The sequence below is a fragment of the Streptomyces sp. NPDC088194 genome (assembly GCF_040702025.1).
Lineage (GTDB): Bacteria > Actinomycetota > Actinomycetes > Streptomycetales > Streptomycetaceae > Actinacidiphila.
The window spans coordinates 80,009-96,757 of sequence record NZ_JBFBIV010000032.1; the positions used below are offsets into that span (position 1 = coordinate 80,009).

Here is a 16,749-nt window from a genome sequence, read left to right on the forward strand (position 1 = left end):
CGCCAACGTCCTCAGCCGCATGGGCCATGACCTGCTTGTTCACGAGACCTTGGAGGGACGTCATGTCGAGGACGTCCGCGCGGTCTTCGAGGCTGCACGGTTGCGGGGGTGACTGGCCTCGAGTGGAGGCGCACATCACCAATGTGGTCATGAACAAAATTCGGAGAATCTTTAGTGGACAAGTCGAGACCTGTCTTCTCGCCCTGATTGTTGGTGGAGATCGCGGGGAGCTGCGGTTTCGGGTGGAGCGATGATGACGGCCTAGGCTAGAGCAAGCCCGCCTGCCACGAACTATAAGAATTCACCCGGACAAATATTCGAGCACTGCGGCGATTGCTGAATTGCGCATCTTTCTCGACCTCTTCGGTCCTACATAATGTGCTTGCATGAAGTCTTTCTCGTCGGCCCCTAGAACTTCACCGATAGTCTTAAAGTTCAAACTTTTCAAGCTATTCAACTGGAATTCGCTCAAATCAAGGCGATCGATCGAGCGTTGCAACTGCGCGTCGAGAGCTTGGTTCCCTTCGGATTCGAGACCACCCAGCGAAAATTTGTCGAGCGGCCTGAATTCACTGTGATTGGGTCCATATTCGACCCAGCGTTTAATCGAAAGAGCGCTCCGGACCTTACCGCCGAATGAAATCGGGTCGGCATCAAGGGCGAAGAGGCAGCCGAGATTCACCAGGTAGCGTGTGCCGATTTGACTCCGCGTTCCCCTGATCCCTGAGACCCCTTCTTGTAGTATTCCGCTGTAGGAGAGAAGGCGCAATGCCTCTCTGACGGCCTGCGGAGCGTCGCGATGGATCCAGAGTAGAGCGGTCGTCTCGCTTTTGGAGTGACGATTTCTGTCATACAGCGCTGGAATGACGCTTCCCTCGATAAATGATCTACCCCAGTCGATCAGATCGCTATGACCGGGGTATCGCTCAGAAAGGGCTGAGTGTTCCGCCCAGATCTCTTCGCGGTAGTATTCCTTGATTACTTCTGAAATATTGCGGCGATTGAATTGAGTAGGTCTATCCATGGTTTTTAGCAGGGTGCGCGGATTTCCAGTCGCGGCATAGGCGAGGGCGTCAAATACCTCACCGTTTCGCTCAATCGAAGTGCGAAGGGTAGAGTCCTGCTTATACACGACCTGCCGCATGTTCATTGCGTAGTCTGACTCGGTGATAAGGCGATCTACGCTGAGAGTTGAAGCATCATGCATCGGTTGAAATGAATCTCCGTACGCGGTGGCACCCGGGTATACGGCAGCCTTGACTGCAACGAATGGGCTCCGCAGGTCACGCATCAGCGTGAAGAATTGCCTCTGCTGCTCAGGGATGAAGACATGTGCTGCTTCGTCTATGAACAAGCAGATGCGCTGGAGATCTGCGTACCTACACAGGTCTTCAATCGCGTCACGCAAGGTGTCGGTGTCCGGAACTTGTGCACTCTCCGTAGAGTCCGCGTGATTTTTCCAAGATTCTTCAAGGGCAAGTTCTAGCTTCTCCATCTGGGAACCCCCAGTGGATACGGCACCCTGGATCACGGCTATGGCCGATCCGTCAGGCAAAGATAGACCGTATGAGGAAGAAGCTCGCACGATAGCGTTGCATATCTTGGACATCATCCAAATCATAAACTTATCCGGAGTGTTCGCGCGGATAAGTCCAGCCTTGGCGAACGTTATATATACGGGCAAGATTCTAGTATTTGAAAATGAGTCTTTCAGTTCTGCCTCTGCAACGCGCATGAGGAATGATTTTCCTACGCCCCGACTCCCCTTGAGGACGACCGGTGAGCGTCCTTTGAGGGCATTAATCAGACTGCGATCAGTCGGTGTTTCGACGAGGTAGGAGACAACTTCCTCTTGGCGGATGTCTTCCGTGCGGAAAAAAAGGTCGCCGGCCATTTCCTGCCCCCTAAACTGGTAGTCCTAGAGAATGTCTCACTGATGGTATATGACCAAAAGAATGCTCGATGGCGGCGTGCAATCTCCCCGTGTCGTCGCGGTCGAGGATCTCTCTGGAGTAACGACAATACAGGAGGAATAGGACTGCTTCTGCGGACTTTCTTGCTGTTTTTTCCCAGTCGCCCAATACTTCAGCAGAGAACCCAACAATGTTAGGTAGTTGGCTTGTTTGGGATGCCTTGCCGTGAATGAACTGAGAGCAGTGTCGGTAGCTAGATGCTGCGACCGAGGAGTAATGCGGAGCTGAGTCGGTAGCGTCCTCGCGAAACTCCCGAACGAAAGAGTTCGATAGGACCCCTTCGTTTTCGTCGAGTGCTTTTGACCAAGAAAAGTCGTATCGGTCAGAAAGCCATTTCCTGCGTAGGTATTCGTTTGCCGAAAAGTAGACCGATGCAAAGCCGAGTTCTAGAAATAGTCGAATGCTGTCATAGGAGAGCCGGTAGAGCCCGCAGGCCGCAGCGTAAGTTGCGAATCCCAGTTCCCTTCGAGCTGCGCGTAGTTGGGCTACCTCTGAGCGATCAGCGAGCAGCTCTTCGTATACTCCGATGTCAAGGTCCAGTCGCATGATCTCGCCAACCGCAGTCGAGTACGAATCGACCGTCGCTTCGATGGCCTGCCCAGTTGCTGAATGCAAACTACGGAGGCGGCTGGCTACCGTGTTTGCATCTCCATCTATGTCGCCCACAGGAGAGGACGTTAGCCTATGACGACCCTTCGGACACTAAGTTTGGTCGTATTGTGCTGTCTGACCGCAACCCCATGCATGGACACCCTGGTGTTGCCATCCCGTCTGCAGTCGGCCCGCACTCCTGTGGAGCGGGCGTGGTTCAGGGCGTCAAGGTGGAGTGTACGAACGACCTTGACGCCCTGGGCCGCGACTGCTCGGCTTGCCTGGGTCGATGGCAGGTGGGATGGGAGCTCCCCCACCTCTCCCACGACGAACCCGCGGCCGCCATCGGGGTGGGGCCATCCCGGAGCCGGAGCGCCCCCGCCAGAGGCATCGTCTTGACCCGGGCTGTTCGGTCTTAGACGCCGTTTCTTTTGGCCTGAGCGGTCGTTGGGCAGCGTATGGCAGACCTGGTCCAGCGGCTGGTGCCGGACGAGTTGTGGGAGCTGTTTCGGCGGGTGGTGTCTCCCACAGAGGTCATACGTCCGCAGGGCGGGGGCCGACGACGAGCAGGTGACCGCGAGACGTTGGCGGCGATCATCTTCGTGGCGACGTCGGGTTGTACGTGGCGGCAGCTCCCGCCGGTGTTCGGCCCTGCGTGGCCCACGGTCTACCGGCGCTTCGCTCAGTGGAGCCGGGACCGGGTGCGGGCCAGGCTGCATCGTGTCATCCTCGACGAACTCGGTGCGCGCGGTGAGCTGGACTGGTCCCGATGTGCGATCGACTCCGTAAGCGTCCGGGCCACAAAAGGGGGCCTCTGACGGGACCGAATCCGACCGATCGCGGCAAACTCGGATCGAAGATTCACCTGATCACCGACCGAAACGGGCTGCCCCTGTCGCTCGGGATCTCAGGCGCCAACTTGCACGACAGCCAGGGACTGCAGCCGCTCGTTCGCGGCATCCCGCCCATCCGCTCCCGTCGCGGCCCGCGCCGCAGGCGGCCTGGAAAGCTGCACGGCGACAAGGGATACGACTACGACCACCTGCGCCGATGGCTCCGCACCCGCGGCATACGCCACCGCATCGCCCGCAAGGGCATCGAGTCCTCCCAGCGGCTCGGCCGTCACCGCTGGGTGGTTGAAAGAAGCGTCTCCTGGCTGGCCGGCTGCCGCCGGCTCCACCGCCGCTACGAACACAAAGCCGAGCACTTCCTCGCCTTCGTCGGCATCGCGGCGATACTCATCAACTACCGGCGCCTGGCTTGCTGAGCGGCGCCGTCCGAGGCTGTCACTAGCCTCGGGCTTTCACGAGGCGGTCTGTCCGAAGCTTGATCACACAAGCGAGAAGTGCTCCTGACCTGGAACGATAGGACTTGTCGAGGGTCCAGATCGTGCTGTGGAAAGAAGCACTTCTCAGGTGAAGAAGCGTATCGGGTCGTACCCGCGTGTCCGCATCGAGGGCGGGGGCCGGACGGTGGTCTCGCAGGCGGGGGGCGTGCTGCTGGTCGAGACGGTCCGCAAGGCCGGCTTGGACACCGCGATATCGGCGGCGCTGGCTCCGTGGCGGAGGGCCCGGGCGGTGCACGATCCGGGCAAGATGCTGCTGGACGTGGCGCTGGCGGTCGCGCTGGGCGGGGACTGCCTCGCGGACGTCGCGATGCTGCGGTGTGAGGCGGCCCTCTTCGGCCCGGTGGCCTCCGACCCGACGGTCTCCCGCCTGATCGACACCCTCGCCGCCTCCGGCGAAAAAGCCCTGCAGGCCATCCGGTCCGCACGGTCCGACGTCCGCAACCGGGTCTGGTCCCTGGCGGGCAAGAACGCCCCGGACGCCGACGGCCAGGTCACGGTCGACCTCGACGGCGTCCTGGTGATCGCGCACTCCGACAAGGAAAACGCGGCCGCGACCTGGAAGAAAACTTACGGCCATCACCCCTTGACGGCCTTCGTCGACCACGGCCCGGGCGGAACCGGAGAGCCGGTCGCCGCCCTGCTCAGGCCGGGAAACGCGGGCTCGAACACAGCCGCCGACCACATCACCACCGCCCAGTTGGCCCTGGCCCAGTTGCCGAAGAAGTACCGGCGGGGGCGCCAGACGCTGATCCGCACGGACTCCGCGGGCGGCACCCACGACTTCGTGTCCTGGCTCGCCAAGCGAGCCGATGGCTGTCTTACTCGGTCGGCATGGTGATCACCGACCCCATCCACGCACACGTGCTGAAGATCCCGGCCTCGGCCTGGACGCCGGCCGTCGAGACCGACGGCACGGTCCGTGACGGGGCCTGGGTTGCCGAGCTGACCGGCAGCCTTCTGGACGGCTGGCCGAAGGGCATGCGCCTGGTCGTCCGCAAAGAACGCCCGCATCCCGGTACTCAGTTGAGGATCACCGACGCGGACGGCATGCGAATCACATGCTTCGCGACCAACACCTCCGATCGGCCGATCGCCGATCTGGAACAGCGTCACCGGCTGCGGGCCCGGGCCGAGGACCGTATCCGGGCCGCCCGGGCCACCGGACTGCGCAACCTGCCCCTGCACCACACCGCCCAGAACAAGGTGTGGCTGGAGATTGTCCAGATCGCCCTGGACCTGCTGGCCTGGATGCCCATGTTCGCCCTGACCGGCACCGCCCGCCTGTGGGAGTCCCGTCGACTGCGATTCCGCCTGTTCTCCGCAGCCGCCCAGCGCGTCACCACCGGCCGGCGCCGCATCCTCCGCCTTGCCCAGCACTGGCCCTGGACAGCCGAAATCACCGCCGCCCTCGAACGGCTCGCCCTCCTGCCGAACCCCGGCTGACCAGCGGATCCGCCTGTCCCTACGAGAAGAGGACCCGGCCCGGAGCAGTGGAACCCGGCGCCCACCCGAGGCGACTCTCGGGCCTTCGGAATGCCCACCACCAGCCACCGAAAGCGAAACGGTCCACCGACTCCGCCGGCAGACCGTCGCGAAAGATCGAGGCTAGTAGAGATCGTCCAGCTCGTCAACGATACGGCGCAGTTCGGAGCGTCGTTGCCGAGACATGCCACGGATCACGGCTTCCAAGAAGTATCGAGCCTCAAACGGACTGCCACAGCACTCCCAGATGCCGCAGTTGGACTCATCGTCCTGAACCCAAAGTCGTCGGTTCGGACTGCGCACGAACCGGCTCCAGACAAGCGCTGCTGCGTACGTGGCACCCGGCCACAGGTAGTTACGGCTGAGTTCGATCCTGACGACCTCTGCTGTGGCCATCGAGGATAGGCCCGGGAAAACGGGTCGCGGGAGTGGGGGCTGGCGCCGGAGTCGTTGCTCGGCACGTAGACGCCCAGGCCGCCTACGCGGCACGAGCCCTTCGGTTGATGTCCATGGCACAAATGGTCCCACACACCTCTGCCAGGAGGACCCCGCGAACCGCAGCCGACCATAAGAAACGGCGTCTAAGTTCGTGGAGACTACTACCGGGGAGGGGGCGGCTGCTTCGATTTCGCACCGCTGCGAGGCTCCGTGCTCTGATGGGCAGGTGTGCGGGGCCAGGCTCGTCGTCAGTTGCGTCGGGCAGCCGAAGATCAACACGCTATGACAACGTGATCACCGTCAGACGGCTGCCCCCAGCCGCATCCGGCCGCGCACATGAAAGGACCCCGCACCCAGCAACTTCGCTGGTGGCGGGGTCTTTCGGCATTTCCTGCGAAGTGCCCCCGGCAGGATTCGAACCTGCGCACACGGCTCCGGGGGCCGTGAGTTCGGCCGGTGGGCGGGAGTTACGTGTCCTCGTCGGCCCGGGCGGAGGGTGGGCCGAACTCCGCGGTGAGGGTGGTGCGCAGGGCCTGGTTCAATGCCTCGCGCGGTGACTCGGGTGCTGCTGGGGGGAGTTGGTCCGCGGGGGCGACCCAGGCGGCGTGGCCGTCGGGGCGGACCAGGACGGCGGTGGCGTCGGGCAGCGCGTTGGGGGCGGTGGTGGCCGGGGTGACGCGGTCGGACCAGTCGGCGGCGGTCGCGCGCAGCGGCTCGGCGAGCGGGCCCGGGGCCAGCAGCAGCACGCCGCGGCCGGTGCGCGCGAGCAGGTCGAACAACCCGGCCGGGGCCGCGGGTACATCGGGGACGGCGCGGCCGTCCCAGGCATGGCCGGAGGGGTGCCGTACCGGATAGCGGGTGCCGACCGCGGTGATCGTCTCGGCGAGCGGTCCGGCTGTCGCCGGCGCGGTGGCGAGTTCGGCGAGCAGGTCGCGTACGGGCGCCAACTCCTCGTCGTCCCGGCCGAGTACGGCCTGCGCGCGGGTGTCGCGGATCAACCGGGCGCCGGCGGCGTGGCGTTCGGCGTGGTACGCGTCGAGGACGCCGTCGTCGGCCAGGTCCCGGGCGGCGAGCGCGAGACGCCAGCCGAGCGCCATCGCGTCGTCGATGGCGGCGTTGACGCCGATCGCGCCGGCCGGGGGATGGATGTGCGCGGCGTCCCCGGCGAGGAACACCCGTCCGTGCCGCAGGCGTTCGGCCAGCCGGGCGGCGTCGCCGAACCGGGTGAGCCAGCGGGCCTCGGCGATCGCGGCGGGCCGGCCGAGCGCGCGGTCCACCGCCGCCTGGAAACGGGGGAGGGTGACGGGTTCGTCGCGGTCGGCGGGCGGCTCGGGGTCGGCGGTGATCAGCCGTACGTATCCGGGGCGCGGGATGACGAAGACGGCGCCGCCCGGTCCGGTGGTCACGCCGAACGGCAGGTCGGCGCCGTCCGCGAGGACGACGTCGCCCAGCAGCGTGAACCGGCGCGACGGTGTGCCGGGGAACGCGATGCCCGCGAGTCGGCGCACGGTGCTGCGGCCGCCGTCGCACCCCGCGAGGAAGCGGCACCGCCAGGTCGCCGGGCCGTCCGGGGCCGTGGTCTCGACGGTCACGCCGCCGGCGTCCTGCCGAAGGCCGGTGACGCGGTGGCCGCGCAGGATCGGCACGCCGAGTTCCGCGGCCCGGGCGGTGAGCAGTTCCTCGACGCGGGTCTGCGGTATGCCCAGGACGTACGGGTGCCGGCAGTCCATCGCGGCGAGGTCGAGCCGGGCGCCGCCGACGAACACCGTCGAGGTGACGGTCGGCCCCTCGGCGAGGAAGCGGTCCACCAGGCCGCGCCGGTCGAGCAGTTCGAGGCTGCGGGCGTTGAGGTTGAAGCCCCGGCAGAAGGGCGGCGGCGTCGCGTCCCGTTCGAGTACGGTCACGGGCACTCCGGCCAGGGCCAGTTCGCAGGCCACGGTCAGCCCGGCCGGGCCGGCGCCCACGACGAGCACCGCGGTGCGCGACTCCGGTCCGGTAGTGGCGGTGTTGATGGTGGTCGCGGTGTTGATGGTGGCAGCGGCGGTGGCGGTGGCGGTGTTGGTGGCGGTGGCGGCCGGTTCCGTGGCCGCCGGCGCCTGAGGGGCCTCACGCATCCGGTGCCACCTCCGGCCACTCCAGAGTGCCGTTCTCGATCTCGGCGGCGACGCGTTCGACCCAGGCGAGTTCGGCGCGGGCGATCGCCTGGGCGTACTCCGCCTCGATGACGAAGAGGCGTGGCGCACCGTGTTCTTCGCGGGCGGCGCGGTGTGCGGCCTCGCGCGTCTCGACCTGGGCGCGGAGCGCGGTGGCCCGGGCCCGCAGCGCGTCGGCGGCGCGTTCGCGGCCGAGGGCGCCGAGGTAGCTGACGGCGGACAGGAACCGGGGGAACTCCTGGACCGGTTCGCGGATCAGCTCGTCCAGCCACTCGGTGAAGTGCCCGCGGCCCTGCGGGGTGTGGCGGTAGACCGTGCGGGCCGGGCGGGCGCCGACCTGTTCGGTGCCGTCCGCCTCGATCCAGCCGTCGCGGACGAGCACGCGCACGGTGTCGTAGAGCGAGCCGGTGGTCAGTTTGAAGTACTGGTCCAACTGCCGCGCGCGCAGCTCCACCGCCATCGCGTGCGGATGCATCGGCTGCTCCAGCAGCAGCCCGAGCAGCGCCAGGGCCAGCGGGTTCGCCGGTCGTTTGGCCGTCATCGGTGCCCTCCCGTCGTCGTCACGCGGTCCGCCCGACCTCAGCGCGGACCCGGACGCGGTCGATGTCCATTGGTCGTATCCGATTGGTTGGAACCGACTATACGCCGAGTTCGGCTGGAGACGTGCCTCCCCGCCCCCGGAACCCGCGGGATATCGGTGGACCGCCGCCGTACGGCTCCGCCACCCTGCGGGGATGGCCGTCTTCCATCTGGTGCAGCACGCGGAGAAGGAACGCCGGCCCGGGGAGCCGGGGTTGACCGGGCGGGGACGGGCGCAGGCCGCTCGAACCGCCGGCCGGCTGCGGGAGGTCGGGCTGCGTGCGATCGTCAGCAGCCCGCTGCGGCGCGCCCGCGAGACCGCGTCCTTCCTCGCCGCCGCCACCGGTCCGGAGGTCCGGGAGGACGCCCGCCTGCGCGAGCGGATGAACGGGGACGGGGTTCAGCCGCTGGACGCCTTCCTGGCGGACTGGGCCGCCTCGGTACGGGACCGGGACCACGTGCCCGACTGCGGTGACTCCTCCCGCGCCACCGCGGCGCGGATGCGCGCGTGCCTGCTGGAGCTGGCGGAACCGGCCGAGCGGGCGGAGGCGGCCGAGCCGGCGGAGGGGGCTGAACTGTCGGCGCGGGCCGAGCCGTTCGAGTCCGCCGACGCCGAGCCCGGCCCGATCGCCGTCGTGACGCATGGCGGCGCCACCGCGGACCTGCTGCGTACGCTGATCGGCGACCACGCGGTGCCGGCCGCGCTGACGGACGCCGGCGTGCCCTCCTGCGCGATCACCACGCTCGACGTCGTCCCTGCCGATTCCGACATCCGCGCCGCCCCCGCCTTCTCCGTCGTCGAGATCGCGTCCGTCGCGCATCTGGAGTGAGGCGGGTGGGCGGCCCTTCGGGGCGGGCGGTCAGCCGAACTGGCGGAAGTGGCTGCGGCGGCCGTCGTGGTCGAAGACGCCCATGATCTCGGCCGGGCCGCCGTGCGCGCCGAAGGCGTGCGGGACCATCGTGGAGAACTCGGCGGCCTGGCCCGACTCCACGATGATCGTGCGCTCGCCGAGCAGGAGCATCAGGGTCCCGGACAGCACGGTGAACCAGTCCCGGCCCGGGTGGACCCGCAGCGCGTCGGTGCCGCGCCGGACCGGACGGGTGATCCGCATCTTCGCGACGGTGGTGCCGTTCGCGCCCGGCTCGCGGCTCAGCATCCAGGTGGTGACGCCGCGATCGGCGTTGTGCTGCGGCCTGATCACCACGTCGCCGTCGTCGGCGGACTCCACCAGCATGTCGATGCTGGCCCCCAACGCCCGCGCGATCGCGTCGAGTTGCTCCAGGGTGATGCGCCGGTTCCCGGTCTCGATCCGGCTCAGGCTGGACGGGCTCAGCTCGCACCGCGCCGCGAGGTCGTCGAGCGACCAGCCCAGGGACGTCCGCAGCCCCCTGATCCGCTGCCGTACGAGGATGTCGAGCCCGTGACCGTCTTGCGCCATACGCAAGAGGATATGTCGTCCCCGCAATCCGTACGTAGGGTCGGCGGCATGGCAGACCACCAGCACCCCGAAAGCCACCCGGACCAGCACCGCCACGCGGACTCGCACCGCCACGCGGACTCGCACGCGCACGGCCACCATGCCGGCGGCGGCGCGGGCGGATCGGGCAGCGGGGACGGCGGGGACGGCGGGGACGACGAAGCAGCCCTCGCCGACATGCTCGACCTCGACGCCGAGGTCCTCGCCGCGTACCTGTCCGACCTCACCGCCTGGATCGCCGAACTCGCCGAACGCGCCGAACCCGCCGAACCCGACGGCATCGCCGCATCCCCCGCGCCCCCAGGTGCCTCCGCCTCCCCGGCCACGCGCCACATCGTCGACGTGGGCAGCGGCACCGGCGCCGGCACCTTCGCGTTGCTGCGGCGGTTCGACGGCGCCGAGGTCACCGCGCTGGACCGCTCGCCGTACATGCTCGGCCGGCTGCGGGACCGGGCCCGCGAACTCGGCGTGGCCGACCGGGTCCGTACGATCGAGGCCGACCTCGACGAGAGGTGGCCGGACGCGGGCCCGGCCGACCTGGTGTGGGCGTCGGCGTCCCTGCACCACATGGCCGACCCCGGCCGCGCGCTCGCCGAGGCCGCGGCCCTGCTCCGCCCCGGCGGGCTGCTCGCGGCCGTCGAGCTGGACTCCTTCCCGCTCTTCCTCCCCGACGACATCGGCCTCGGCCGGACCGGCCTGGAAGCGCGCTGCCGCACGGCGATGGACGAGCGCCGGGCCCACGACGTGCCGCACATGGGCGACGACTGGGGCGCCCGCCTGACCGCGGCCGGCTTCACCCTCCGCGCCGAACGGCACGTCGCCATCGACCTGGCCCCTCCGCTCCCCGCCGCCACCGGCCGTTACGCCCACGCCGTGCTGGGCCGCACCCGCGACCACCTCGGGAGCGCGCTCGACGCCGACGACCTGGCCGTCCTCGCCACGCTCCTCGACGGCGACGGCCCCGACGCGCTCCTGCGCCGCGGCGACCTCACCGTCCGCACCACCCGCACGGTCTGGCTGGCGGAACGCCACTGAGCCGCCGCACGCGCGTCCCTCCGCCCTCCGCCCCCGCTCCCCGTGTCGGTGCTGATCGCTGGGGCCGTGAACGGAAAGGCGCACCGGTTCGCGGTGTCCGGCACGGCACCTCGCCGCGTTGTCGGAGTCGTCCGAGTACGCCCGGTACGAGGACGATCCTCCGCCTTGCGAGGCACCGCACCGGACACCGCGAACCAGGCAAACCCTTCCGGCCACGGCACTAAGCTCCGGCCCGGCGGGTGGTTCGGCCCGCTGGGGCGAACAGGGGGCGGGATGAACACGGGTGTGGGCGCGAGAGGCGGCTCCGGACGGGCGCGGGCCGGGGCGGACGTAGGGCGGTGCCGCGCGCTCCTGGTCGCCGGGGACCTCCCGCACGCCGCGGTCCATCTCGGCCGGGCGCTGTTCCACGACCCGGGCCTCGCATCGGCGTACACCGCGCTGGACGAGATCGTGGTGGCCGCCGGATCGTCCGAGGCGGCGCGGGAACTGTTCAAGGGTGACGGCACCACGGTCTTCCCGGGGAACGCGGCGGCGACTATCGCGCTGATCGCCGAGGAAGGGCGGGTGCCCGAAGCGGTGGAACTGCTCGCTTCCGTGGTCGCCGTCCACCCCGAGCGGCCCTGGGCCGCGGCGCCCTGGTTCAGCCCGGAGCTCGGCGGCTCGCTGCCGCTTCCGGCGGTCGGCGGCGCGGTCAGCGCCGTCTGGGGGGCCGTCGAGGACCCGGCGCCGCCCGAGGTCGCGGCCGCGCTGGCCCCGTGGCTGGCGCTGGCCCGCGAGGCGGCGGCCCGGCCGGACTGCGACGCGGGCGGCCTGCGCGCCTTCTCCGCGCTGGCCAGACGGCTCGGGGCGCACCAGGAAGCGGTCACCTGGTGCCTGCGGGCCGAGGAACGCGAGGTGCAGGCCGACGGCCGGGCGACTCAACTCACCCTGATCCTGCTCGGCTCCGCCCACCGCGGCGCCGGGCAGCCGGAGCGTGCGATCGAGGTGTGGAAGCGGGCCGTCGCGCTCGCGCCCGGCAACGCCGACGTCCTGCTCGACCTCGCGGACATCACGCTCGACCAGGGTGACGTCGCGCAGTCGTTGCGCTGGGCCGAACGCGCGGTGGCGGCCGGACCCTCGGCGGCCGACCCTACGGGCGCCAAGTACCGCGCGGCGGTCCTCGCGGCCCGGTACCGAGCCGGCCGGAAGACCCGAAGGGGCGGCGACACCGCGCAGTTGACGACCCTGATCGATCTCGCCGTGGCCCATCCGGAGGTGGGCTACCTCCGCACCTGCGTGGAGCGCGCCTGCGAAGACGGCATGTGGCTGCGGATCGTCCCCCCGCCGACCGAAGCCGTGTGCAGCGCCTACGGGTACTTGACCGGGATCGAGGAGTCGCACAGCCTGGTGACCAGTGTCACGGCGACGGTGACGGCCCTCGAAGCGCCGACGCCGACAGCCCTCTGCCGTGCCCGCTTTCCCGCGCCCACGACGACACTCTCGCGCTGGCCGCAACCGGACCCGCGCCTCCCCGTCCGCACGGACTTCGGCCCGCCGCTGTGGAGTTACCGGGGCACCGAGCCCGTCGCGGCCGCGGCGCCGCCCTCTCCGGCGGCGGTCGCCCTCGTCCACCAGGTCGCCGGCGGAGTCTGGGCCGAGCCGCTGATCGCGTACGACCGCGCCGCGGCCTTCGCCGAGCTGGACTGCGCCGACCTGCTGGGCCTGCTCGCCCACATGCCGCCGCCGCGGGACCCGAACTGGAGGGAGCTCCAGCGTGAGCACCCGCTGTACTGGGAGCGGTTCGCCCAGGTGTGGGTGTGCGTCGGCATCCTGCACCACCGAGCGGAGGAGCCGTGGGCCGGCTCCACCCGCCGCACCCTGCTGCTGCGCCTGCTCTTCGGGCCCGACGACTGGACCGTGGACGCGGCGGCGTTCGCCCTGTGCGTCGCCGCGTGGCGCGATCCCGAGCAGCGCGCGGAGATCGCCGAGGCCATCGCCCGCCGCTACCAGGAGGCCGCCGCGGCGCTCGGCAAGCGGCCCACCGGACTCCACGACCCGCTCGCCGCACTGGTGTTGATCTGCCCGGGCATCGATCCCGAGGTGGCGCGCCGCGCGCGGCGGAACCTCCGGGCGGCCCCGTGGACGAGGCCCGCAAGGGCGTTGTTCGGGAAGCGGCCGCGGCGTAAGAGCGGGTAGTGCGGGTGCGGGGCCGGGTGCGGGGGGCGGAACGAGCGCGGGGGCGGGAGCAGGGGCGGAGCGAGCGCGGGACCGGTGGCGGTATTGAATGCATCTAATCGGAGTACGGTGGGCCCCCTCGTCCGTACCCCTCTCGGTTGCGGCGGGTATGGGGGCGTACGTCCGGCGCGAGGCTTGACGTCCGCCGGGGCCGGCCCTAGGGTCGGCGACGTGGGTTGAATAGTTTCAATCGGTCGACGCGTCGCGCGGGAGCCACGCCGTGCACCCTCCCGGGCCCGCCGCGGCCCGGCTGGCGGCGCCGGGGCCCGGATGGGGCCGCCCTCTGGTGCGGCGGGGCCGAGTGAACTGTTTCAATGGGGAAACCTCCGACCCGTTCAGTACATTGCGGTCCGGCGGTGCGGAGAGCCCCTTTGAGGAGAACATGGTGCGAATGGTCGGGATCAAGGACGTGGCGCGGCAGGCCGGCGTGTCGGTGGGCACGGTGTCCAACGTGATCAACCGTCCCGACCTGGTCTCCGAGGAGACCAGGGACCGCGTGCAGAGCGTCATCAAGCAACTCGGCTACGTCCGCAGCGAGTCGGCCCGCCAGTTGCGGGCCGGCCAGAGCCGGATCATGGCGCTGCTCGTCCTCGACATGGGCAACCCGTTCTTCGTGGACGTCGCGCGCGGCGCGGAGTCCGCGGCCCGCGAGGCGGGGCTGGGCGTGATGCTCTGCAACAGCGGCCAGAGCGCCTCCGAGGAGGCGACGTACGTGTCCCTCTTCGCGGAGCAGCGGGTGCGCGGGGTGCTGCTCACCCCGGCCGACCCGACCGGCGCCAGCCTGGACCTGCTCCGGCAGCAGAACGTGCCGTTCGTCCTGGTGGACCGGGGCACCGGCGAGGCCGAGGGGTGCTCGGTGTCGGTCGACGACACGATCGGGGGCGCGCTGGCCGGCCGCCACCTGGTCTCGGCCGGGCACCGCACCATCGCCTACATCAGCGGGCCGCCGCACCTGCAGCAGGTCAAGGACCGCCGGGTCGGCATGCTCCAGGCCCTCGCCGAGGCCGGGCTCGGCCCCGAGGCGCTGCTGGAGATCCCCGCGCAGCGGCTCGACGTCGCCGCCGGCCGCGACGCCGCCTCCCGGCTGCTCGGCCTCGCCCAGCGCCCCACCGCGGTGTTCTGCGCCAACGACCTGCTCGCCCTCGGCGTCCTCCAGGTCGTCTACGCCGCGGGTATCGCCGTCCCGCGCGACCTGGCGATCGTCGGCTACGACGACATCGAGTTCGCCGCGGCCGCGGTCGTCCCCCTCACCTCCGTACGGCAGCCGGCCGCCGAGATGGGCCGGATGGCCGCGGAACTCCTGCTGGAGGAGACCGGACCCCGCGCCGCCCAGCACCAGCACCAACGTGCCGTCCTGCTCCCCGAGTTGGTCGTCCGCGGCTCCAGCCTGCCGGTGCGGTGACCGGAGCCGGCAACAGGTGGGCCCCGGCGCGGGGGAGCGCGTGACGGTGCCGTCGCGCCAAGGCCGGTGGGTGAAGTCGGACCCGGAGCGCGGGATCGAGGACGTGGCCCTCCTGATCCTGGAGTGGCTCGGCGAGCAGGGCGTGGGCGCCGGGCTGCGCCTCGACGCCGAGCGGCTGCGGGACGGCCGGCCGGCGTGGACGTTCTTCGCGAGCGGCGGCCCGCTCCCGCACGGCGTGCGCGCCGACGGTGACACGGTGGATCGCTGCCTGCGCGCCGCCGTCGAGGAGTTGAGGACGTACGGCGTGGACGTGCCGTGCTGACGCCGGGTCAGTTCGGGGTGGTGCGGGTGAAGAGGGCGGTGGGGTGCGGGGTGGTGCCGTCGGGGGCGGGGGACGTGCGGGTGCCCACGCGGCGGAAGCCGCACTTCTCGGCGACCCGCACCGACGCGGCGTTCGCCTCGTCGGCCTCCAGCAGGAGCCGGGTGAGGGCGAGGTCGCGGAAGGCCCAGGCGGTCACGAGGCGGACGGCGCGCGGCGCGATGCCGCGGCCGCGGTGGGCCGGGAAGACGCTGTAGGCGACCGAGGCCACGTCGTCGGCGCGGAACTGGAGGTTCACGATGCCGACCGGCTCGTCCGTGACCGCGTCCGCGATCACCGACGGAGCCGCCCGCCCGCTGCGCCAGGCCGCCTCGACCCGCGCCACGCCGGTGCGCCGCGCTTCCGCGTCCATCGGGCCGTCGTCCAGCCAGCGGCGCGTCTCGGCGTCGTGGCTCGCCGCCGCGATGGCGTCCATGTCCGACTCCCGCCTGAGCCGTACGGTCACGGTGCCGTCGGTCAGCGGCGTACGCGGCGGCTCGACCGGCGTGGAACGGCCCATCGTGCGGCACTCCCTTCCGCCGCCCCGGAGGCGGCGCGCTCAGGCCCCCGGCTGCTCCGCGTCGTCCGGGGCGACCAGGACGACGTCGAGCGTACGCGGGCCGTGTACGCCTTCCACGCGGTCGAGTTCGATGTCGCTGGTGGCCGAGGGGCCGGAGATCCAGGTCAGCGGGCGGACCGGGTCGAGCCTGGGCAGTGCCTGCGGCACCGAGGCGACCACCTGTTCCGGTACCCGTACGACGCACACGTGGTGGTCCGGCACCAGGGTCAGCACGCGCCGGCCCTGGTCGGGGCTCGCGTCCAGGACGACGGTGCCGGTCTCGGCGATGGCGAGTGCGCAGCCGGTGACGACGCTGTCGATGCGGTCGAGTTCGACGGCGGTGATGTCGTCGCCGCCGATCGTCGTCGTGACGTCCGCGGCGGCCCGCAGCCATCCGTCGGGCAGTCCGGGTGGCACCACGGCGGTGCGGCTGCCGTGTGCGGTGAGCAGTTCCGCGATCGTACGGGGCAGGTCGGCGGTGGTGCAGCGGTGGACGTGGGCGCGGTAGTCGGCGAGGTGGGTGGCGAGCAGGTCGACGAGGGCCGCGGGGTCGTCGGGGACGTGCGCGCGGGCGTAGTCGCGGGGGATGGGCGGGTCGGCGGGCACGGCGCCCTCGGCGCCCTTGGCGGTGGAGCCGGGGCGGTCGGCGAGGGCGGCTCGGACCCGCGCGAGGATGCGGTCCCGGCTGGAAGGGGTGGCGGGGTCCGAGGAGCCCGCGGGGCCGGCGGGGTGTGCCGGGTGTGCCGGGTGTGCCGGGTGTACCGGGTGCGTCATCGGGGGGTGTCCTTGTCCTTCCGCGGGGCGCCGCCTGCACCCCGGGCCTTCTTCCAGCCGGCGCGGAACGGCTCCGCGGCCACTTCGGGCAGGTCGCGGGCGTCGCTCCACGCCTTCGCGGGGCCGGGCAGCGGCAGCCGGGCGGGGTGCAGCCCGCGCGTGGCGGACGCGGCGCGTTCGACGGCCGACAGGGCGGCCGGATGGTCCAGCAGCCAGGTCGCCGCCCGCATCGCGGCCCGCTCGGCGCGGTGCCCCTCGCCCTGCTCGGCGACGCGTTCGCGGAGGTGGACGAGGATTTCGGGGATGTCGATGGCGACGGGGCAGACGTCGTAGCAGGCGCCGCAGAGGGTGGAGGCGTAGGGGAG

The 16,749-nt window shown here is 70.3% G+C and carries 13 protein-coding genes, 1 tRNA gene and 1 pseudogene; 7 read left to right on the top strand and 8 right to left on the bottom strand.

From position 1 onward, the window contains the following. Nucleotides 1–301: 301 nt before the first annotated feature. On the bottom strand, nucleotides 302–1,894 hold the full coding sequence (locus tag AB0399_RS19640) for a DNA-directed RNA polymerase subunit alpha C-terminal domain-containing protein (RefSeq protein WP_366412176.1): 1,593 nt from the start codon (nucleotides 1,892–1,894) through the stop codon (nucleotides 302–304). Between the two features lie 1,128 nt (nucleotides 1,895–3,022). Here AB0399_RS19640 and AB0399_RS19645 point away from each other — a divergent pair. Beyond that, a protein-coding gene (locus AB0399_RS19645) for an IS5 family transposase (RefSeq protein WP_366412177.1) occupies nucleotides 3,023–3,831 on the top strand; the annotation gives its coding sequence in 2 pieces (ribosomal slippage) (nucleotides 3,023–3,370 and nucleotides 3,373–3,831; 807 coding nt in all). A 148-nt stretch (nucleotides 3,832–3,979) separates the two neighbouring features. Beyond that, nucleotides 3,980–5,355: pseudogene (locus tag AB0399_RS19650) on the top strand (IS1380 family transposase). An 876-nt stretch (nucleotides 5,356–6,231) separates the two neighbouring features. On the opposite strand, the gene AB0399_RS19655 reads toward AB0399_RS19650, so the two are convergent. The 3 genes from AB0399_RS19655 to AB0399_RS19665 form a co-directional block, all read right to left on the bottom strand. Beyond that, nucleotides 6,232–6,294 (bottom strand) — tRNA-Ser (locus AB0399_RS19655). A 5-nt stretch (nucleotides 6,295–6,299) separates the two neighbouring features. Continuing rightward, entirely contained in the window at nucleotides 6,300–7,946 is a 1,647-nt protein-coding gene (locus AB0399_RS19660) for an FAD-dependent monooxygenase (RefSeq protein WP_366412178.1), read from the bottom strand. Next, nucleotides 7,939–8,526 (bottom strand): PadR family transcriptional regulator, encoded by a 588-nt coding sequence (locus tag AB0399_RS19665; RefSeq protein WP_366412179.1) that lies wholly within the window; start codon nucleotides 8,524–8,526, stop codon nucleotides 7,939–7,941. The genes AB0399_RS19660 and AB0399_RS19665 overlap by 8 nt, the downstream gene beginning before the upstream one ends. 193 nt (nucleotides 8,527–8,719) lie before the next feature. Between AB0399_RS19665 and AB0399_RS19670 the strand changes: the two genes are divergently transcribed. Further along, nucleotides 8,720–9,394: a histidine phosphatase family protein gene (locus tag AB0399_RS19670; RefSeq protein WP_366412180.1), complete on the top strand. Its 675-nt coding sequence runs from the start codon at nucleotides 8,720–8,722 to the stop codon at nucleotides 9,392–9,394. A 30-nt stretch (nucleotides 9,395–9,424) separates the two neighbouring features. On the opposite strand, the gene AB0399_RS19675 is transcribed toward AB0399_RS19670, so the two are convergent. Next, nucleotides 9,425–10,003: a helix-turn-helix domain-containing protein gene (locus AB0399_RS19675; RefSeq protein ID WP_366412181.1), complete on the bottom strand. Its 579-nt coding sequence runs from the start codon at nucleotides 10,001–10,003 to the stop codon at nucleotides 9,425–9,427. Between the two features lie 48 nt (nucleotides 10,004–10,051). Here AB0399_RS19675 and AB0399_RS19680 point away from each other — a divergent pair, with 48 nt between their 5' ends. From AB0399_RS19680 to AB0399_RS19695, 4 genes are all read left to right on the top strand, one after another. Then, on the top strand, nucleotides 10,052–11,077 hold the full coding sequence (locus AB0399_RS19680; RefSeq protein WP_366412182.1) for a class I SAM-dependent methyltransferase: 1,026 nt from the start codon (nucleotides 10,052–10,054) through the stop codon (nucleotides 11,075–11,077). 273 nt (nucleotides 11,078–11,350) lie between these two features. Continuing rightward, nucleotides 11,351–13,252 carry a tetratricopeptide repeat protein gene (locus tag AB0399_RS19685; RefSeq protein WP_366412183.1) on the top strand — a complete coding sequence of 634 codons (1,902 nt, stop codon included), beginning with the start codon at nucleotides 11,351–11,353 and terminating at the stop codon, nucleotides 13,250–13,252. 421 nt (nucleotides 13,253–13,673) lie between these two features. Further along, nucleotides 13,674–14,693 carry a LacI family DNA-binding transcriptional regulator gene (locus tag AB0399_RS19690; RefSeq protein WP_328460872.1) on the top strand — a complete coding sequence of 340 codons (1,020 nt, stop codon included), beginning with the start codon at nucleotides 13,674–13,676 and terminating at the stop codon, nucleotides 14,691–14,693. A 70-nt stretch (nucleotides 14,694–14,763) separates the two neighbouring features. Then, entirely contained in the window at nucleotides 14,764–15,015 is a 252-nt protein-coding gene (locus tag AB0399_RS19695; protein ID WP_366412184.1) for a hypothetical protein, read from the top strand. A gap of 7 nt (nucleotides 15,016–15,022) precedes the next feature. On the opposite strand, the gene AB0399_RS19700 is transcribed toward AB0399_RS19695, so the two are convergent. From AB0399_RS19700 to AB0399_RS19710, 3 genes are all read right to left on the bottom strand, one after another. Then, entirely contained in the window at nucleotides 15,023–15,571 is a 549-nt protein-coding gene (locus tag AB0399_RS19700; protein ID WP_366412185.1) for a GNAT family protein, read from the bottom strand. Between the two features lie 39 nt (nucleotides 15,572–15,610). Then, nucleotides 15,611–16,384, bottom strand: coding sequence for an LUD domain-containing protein (locus AB0399_RS19705; RefSeq protein ID WP_366412186.1), 774 nt, complete (start codon nucleotides 16,382–16,384; stop codon nucleotides 15,611–15,613). Beyond that, nucleotides 16,381–16,749, bottom strand: a 369-nt coding sequence (locus AB0399_RS19710; RefSeq protein ID WP_366412187.1) for a lactate utilisation protein LutB domain-containing protein, incomplete at its 5' end; no start/stop codon positions are given. The genes AB0399_RS19705 and AB0399_RS19710, both read right to left, overlap by 4 nt.

Bases quoted from the DNA above. Each gene is read 5' to 3' on its own strand.
- AB0399_RS19640 (WP_366412176.1), bottom strand. From the start codon at position 1,894: ATGGCCGGCGACCTTTTTTTCCGCACGGAAGACATCCGCCAAGAGGAA.
- AB0399_RS19660 (WP_366412178.1), bottom strand. From the start codon at position 7,946: ATGCGTGAGGCCCCTCAGGCGCCGGCGGCCACGGAACCGGCCGCCACC.
- AB0399_RS19665 (WP_366412179.1), bottom strand. From the start codon at position 8,526: ATGACGGCCAAACGACCGGCGAACCCGCTGGCCCTGGCGCTGCTCGGG.
- AB0399_RS19670 (WP_366412180.1), top strand. From the start codon at position 8,720: ATGGCCGTCTTCCATCTGGTGCAGCACGCGGAGAAGGAACGCCGGCCC.
- AB0399_RS19675 (WP_366412181.1), bottom strand. From the start codon at position 10,003: ATGGCGCAAGACGGTCACGGGCTCGACATCCTCGTACGGCAGCGGATC.
- AB0399_RS19680 (WP_366412182.1), top strand. From the start codon at position 10,052: ATGGCAGACCACCAGCACCCCGAAAGCCACCCGGACCAGCACCGCCAC.
- AB0399_RS19685 (WP_366412183.1), top strand. From the start codon at position 11,351: ATGAACACGGGTGTGGGCGCGAGAGGCGGCTCCGGACGGGCGCGGGCC.
- AB0399_RS19690 (WP_328460872.1), top strand. From the start codon at position 13,674: ATGGTGCGAATGGTCGGGATCAAGGACGTGGCGCGGCAGGCCGGCGTG.
- AB0399_RS19700 (WP_366412185.1), bottom strand. From the start codon at position 15,571: ATGGGCCGTTCCACGCCGGTCGAGCCGCCGCGTACGCCGCTGACCGAC.
- AB0399_RS19705 (WP_366412186.1), bottom strand. From the start codon at position 16,384: ATGACGCACCCGGTACACCCGGCACACCCGGCACACCCGGCACACCCC.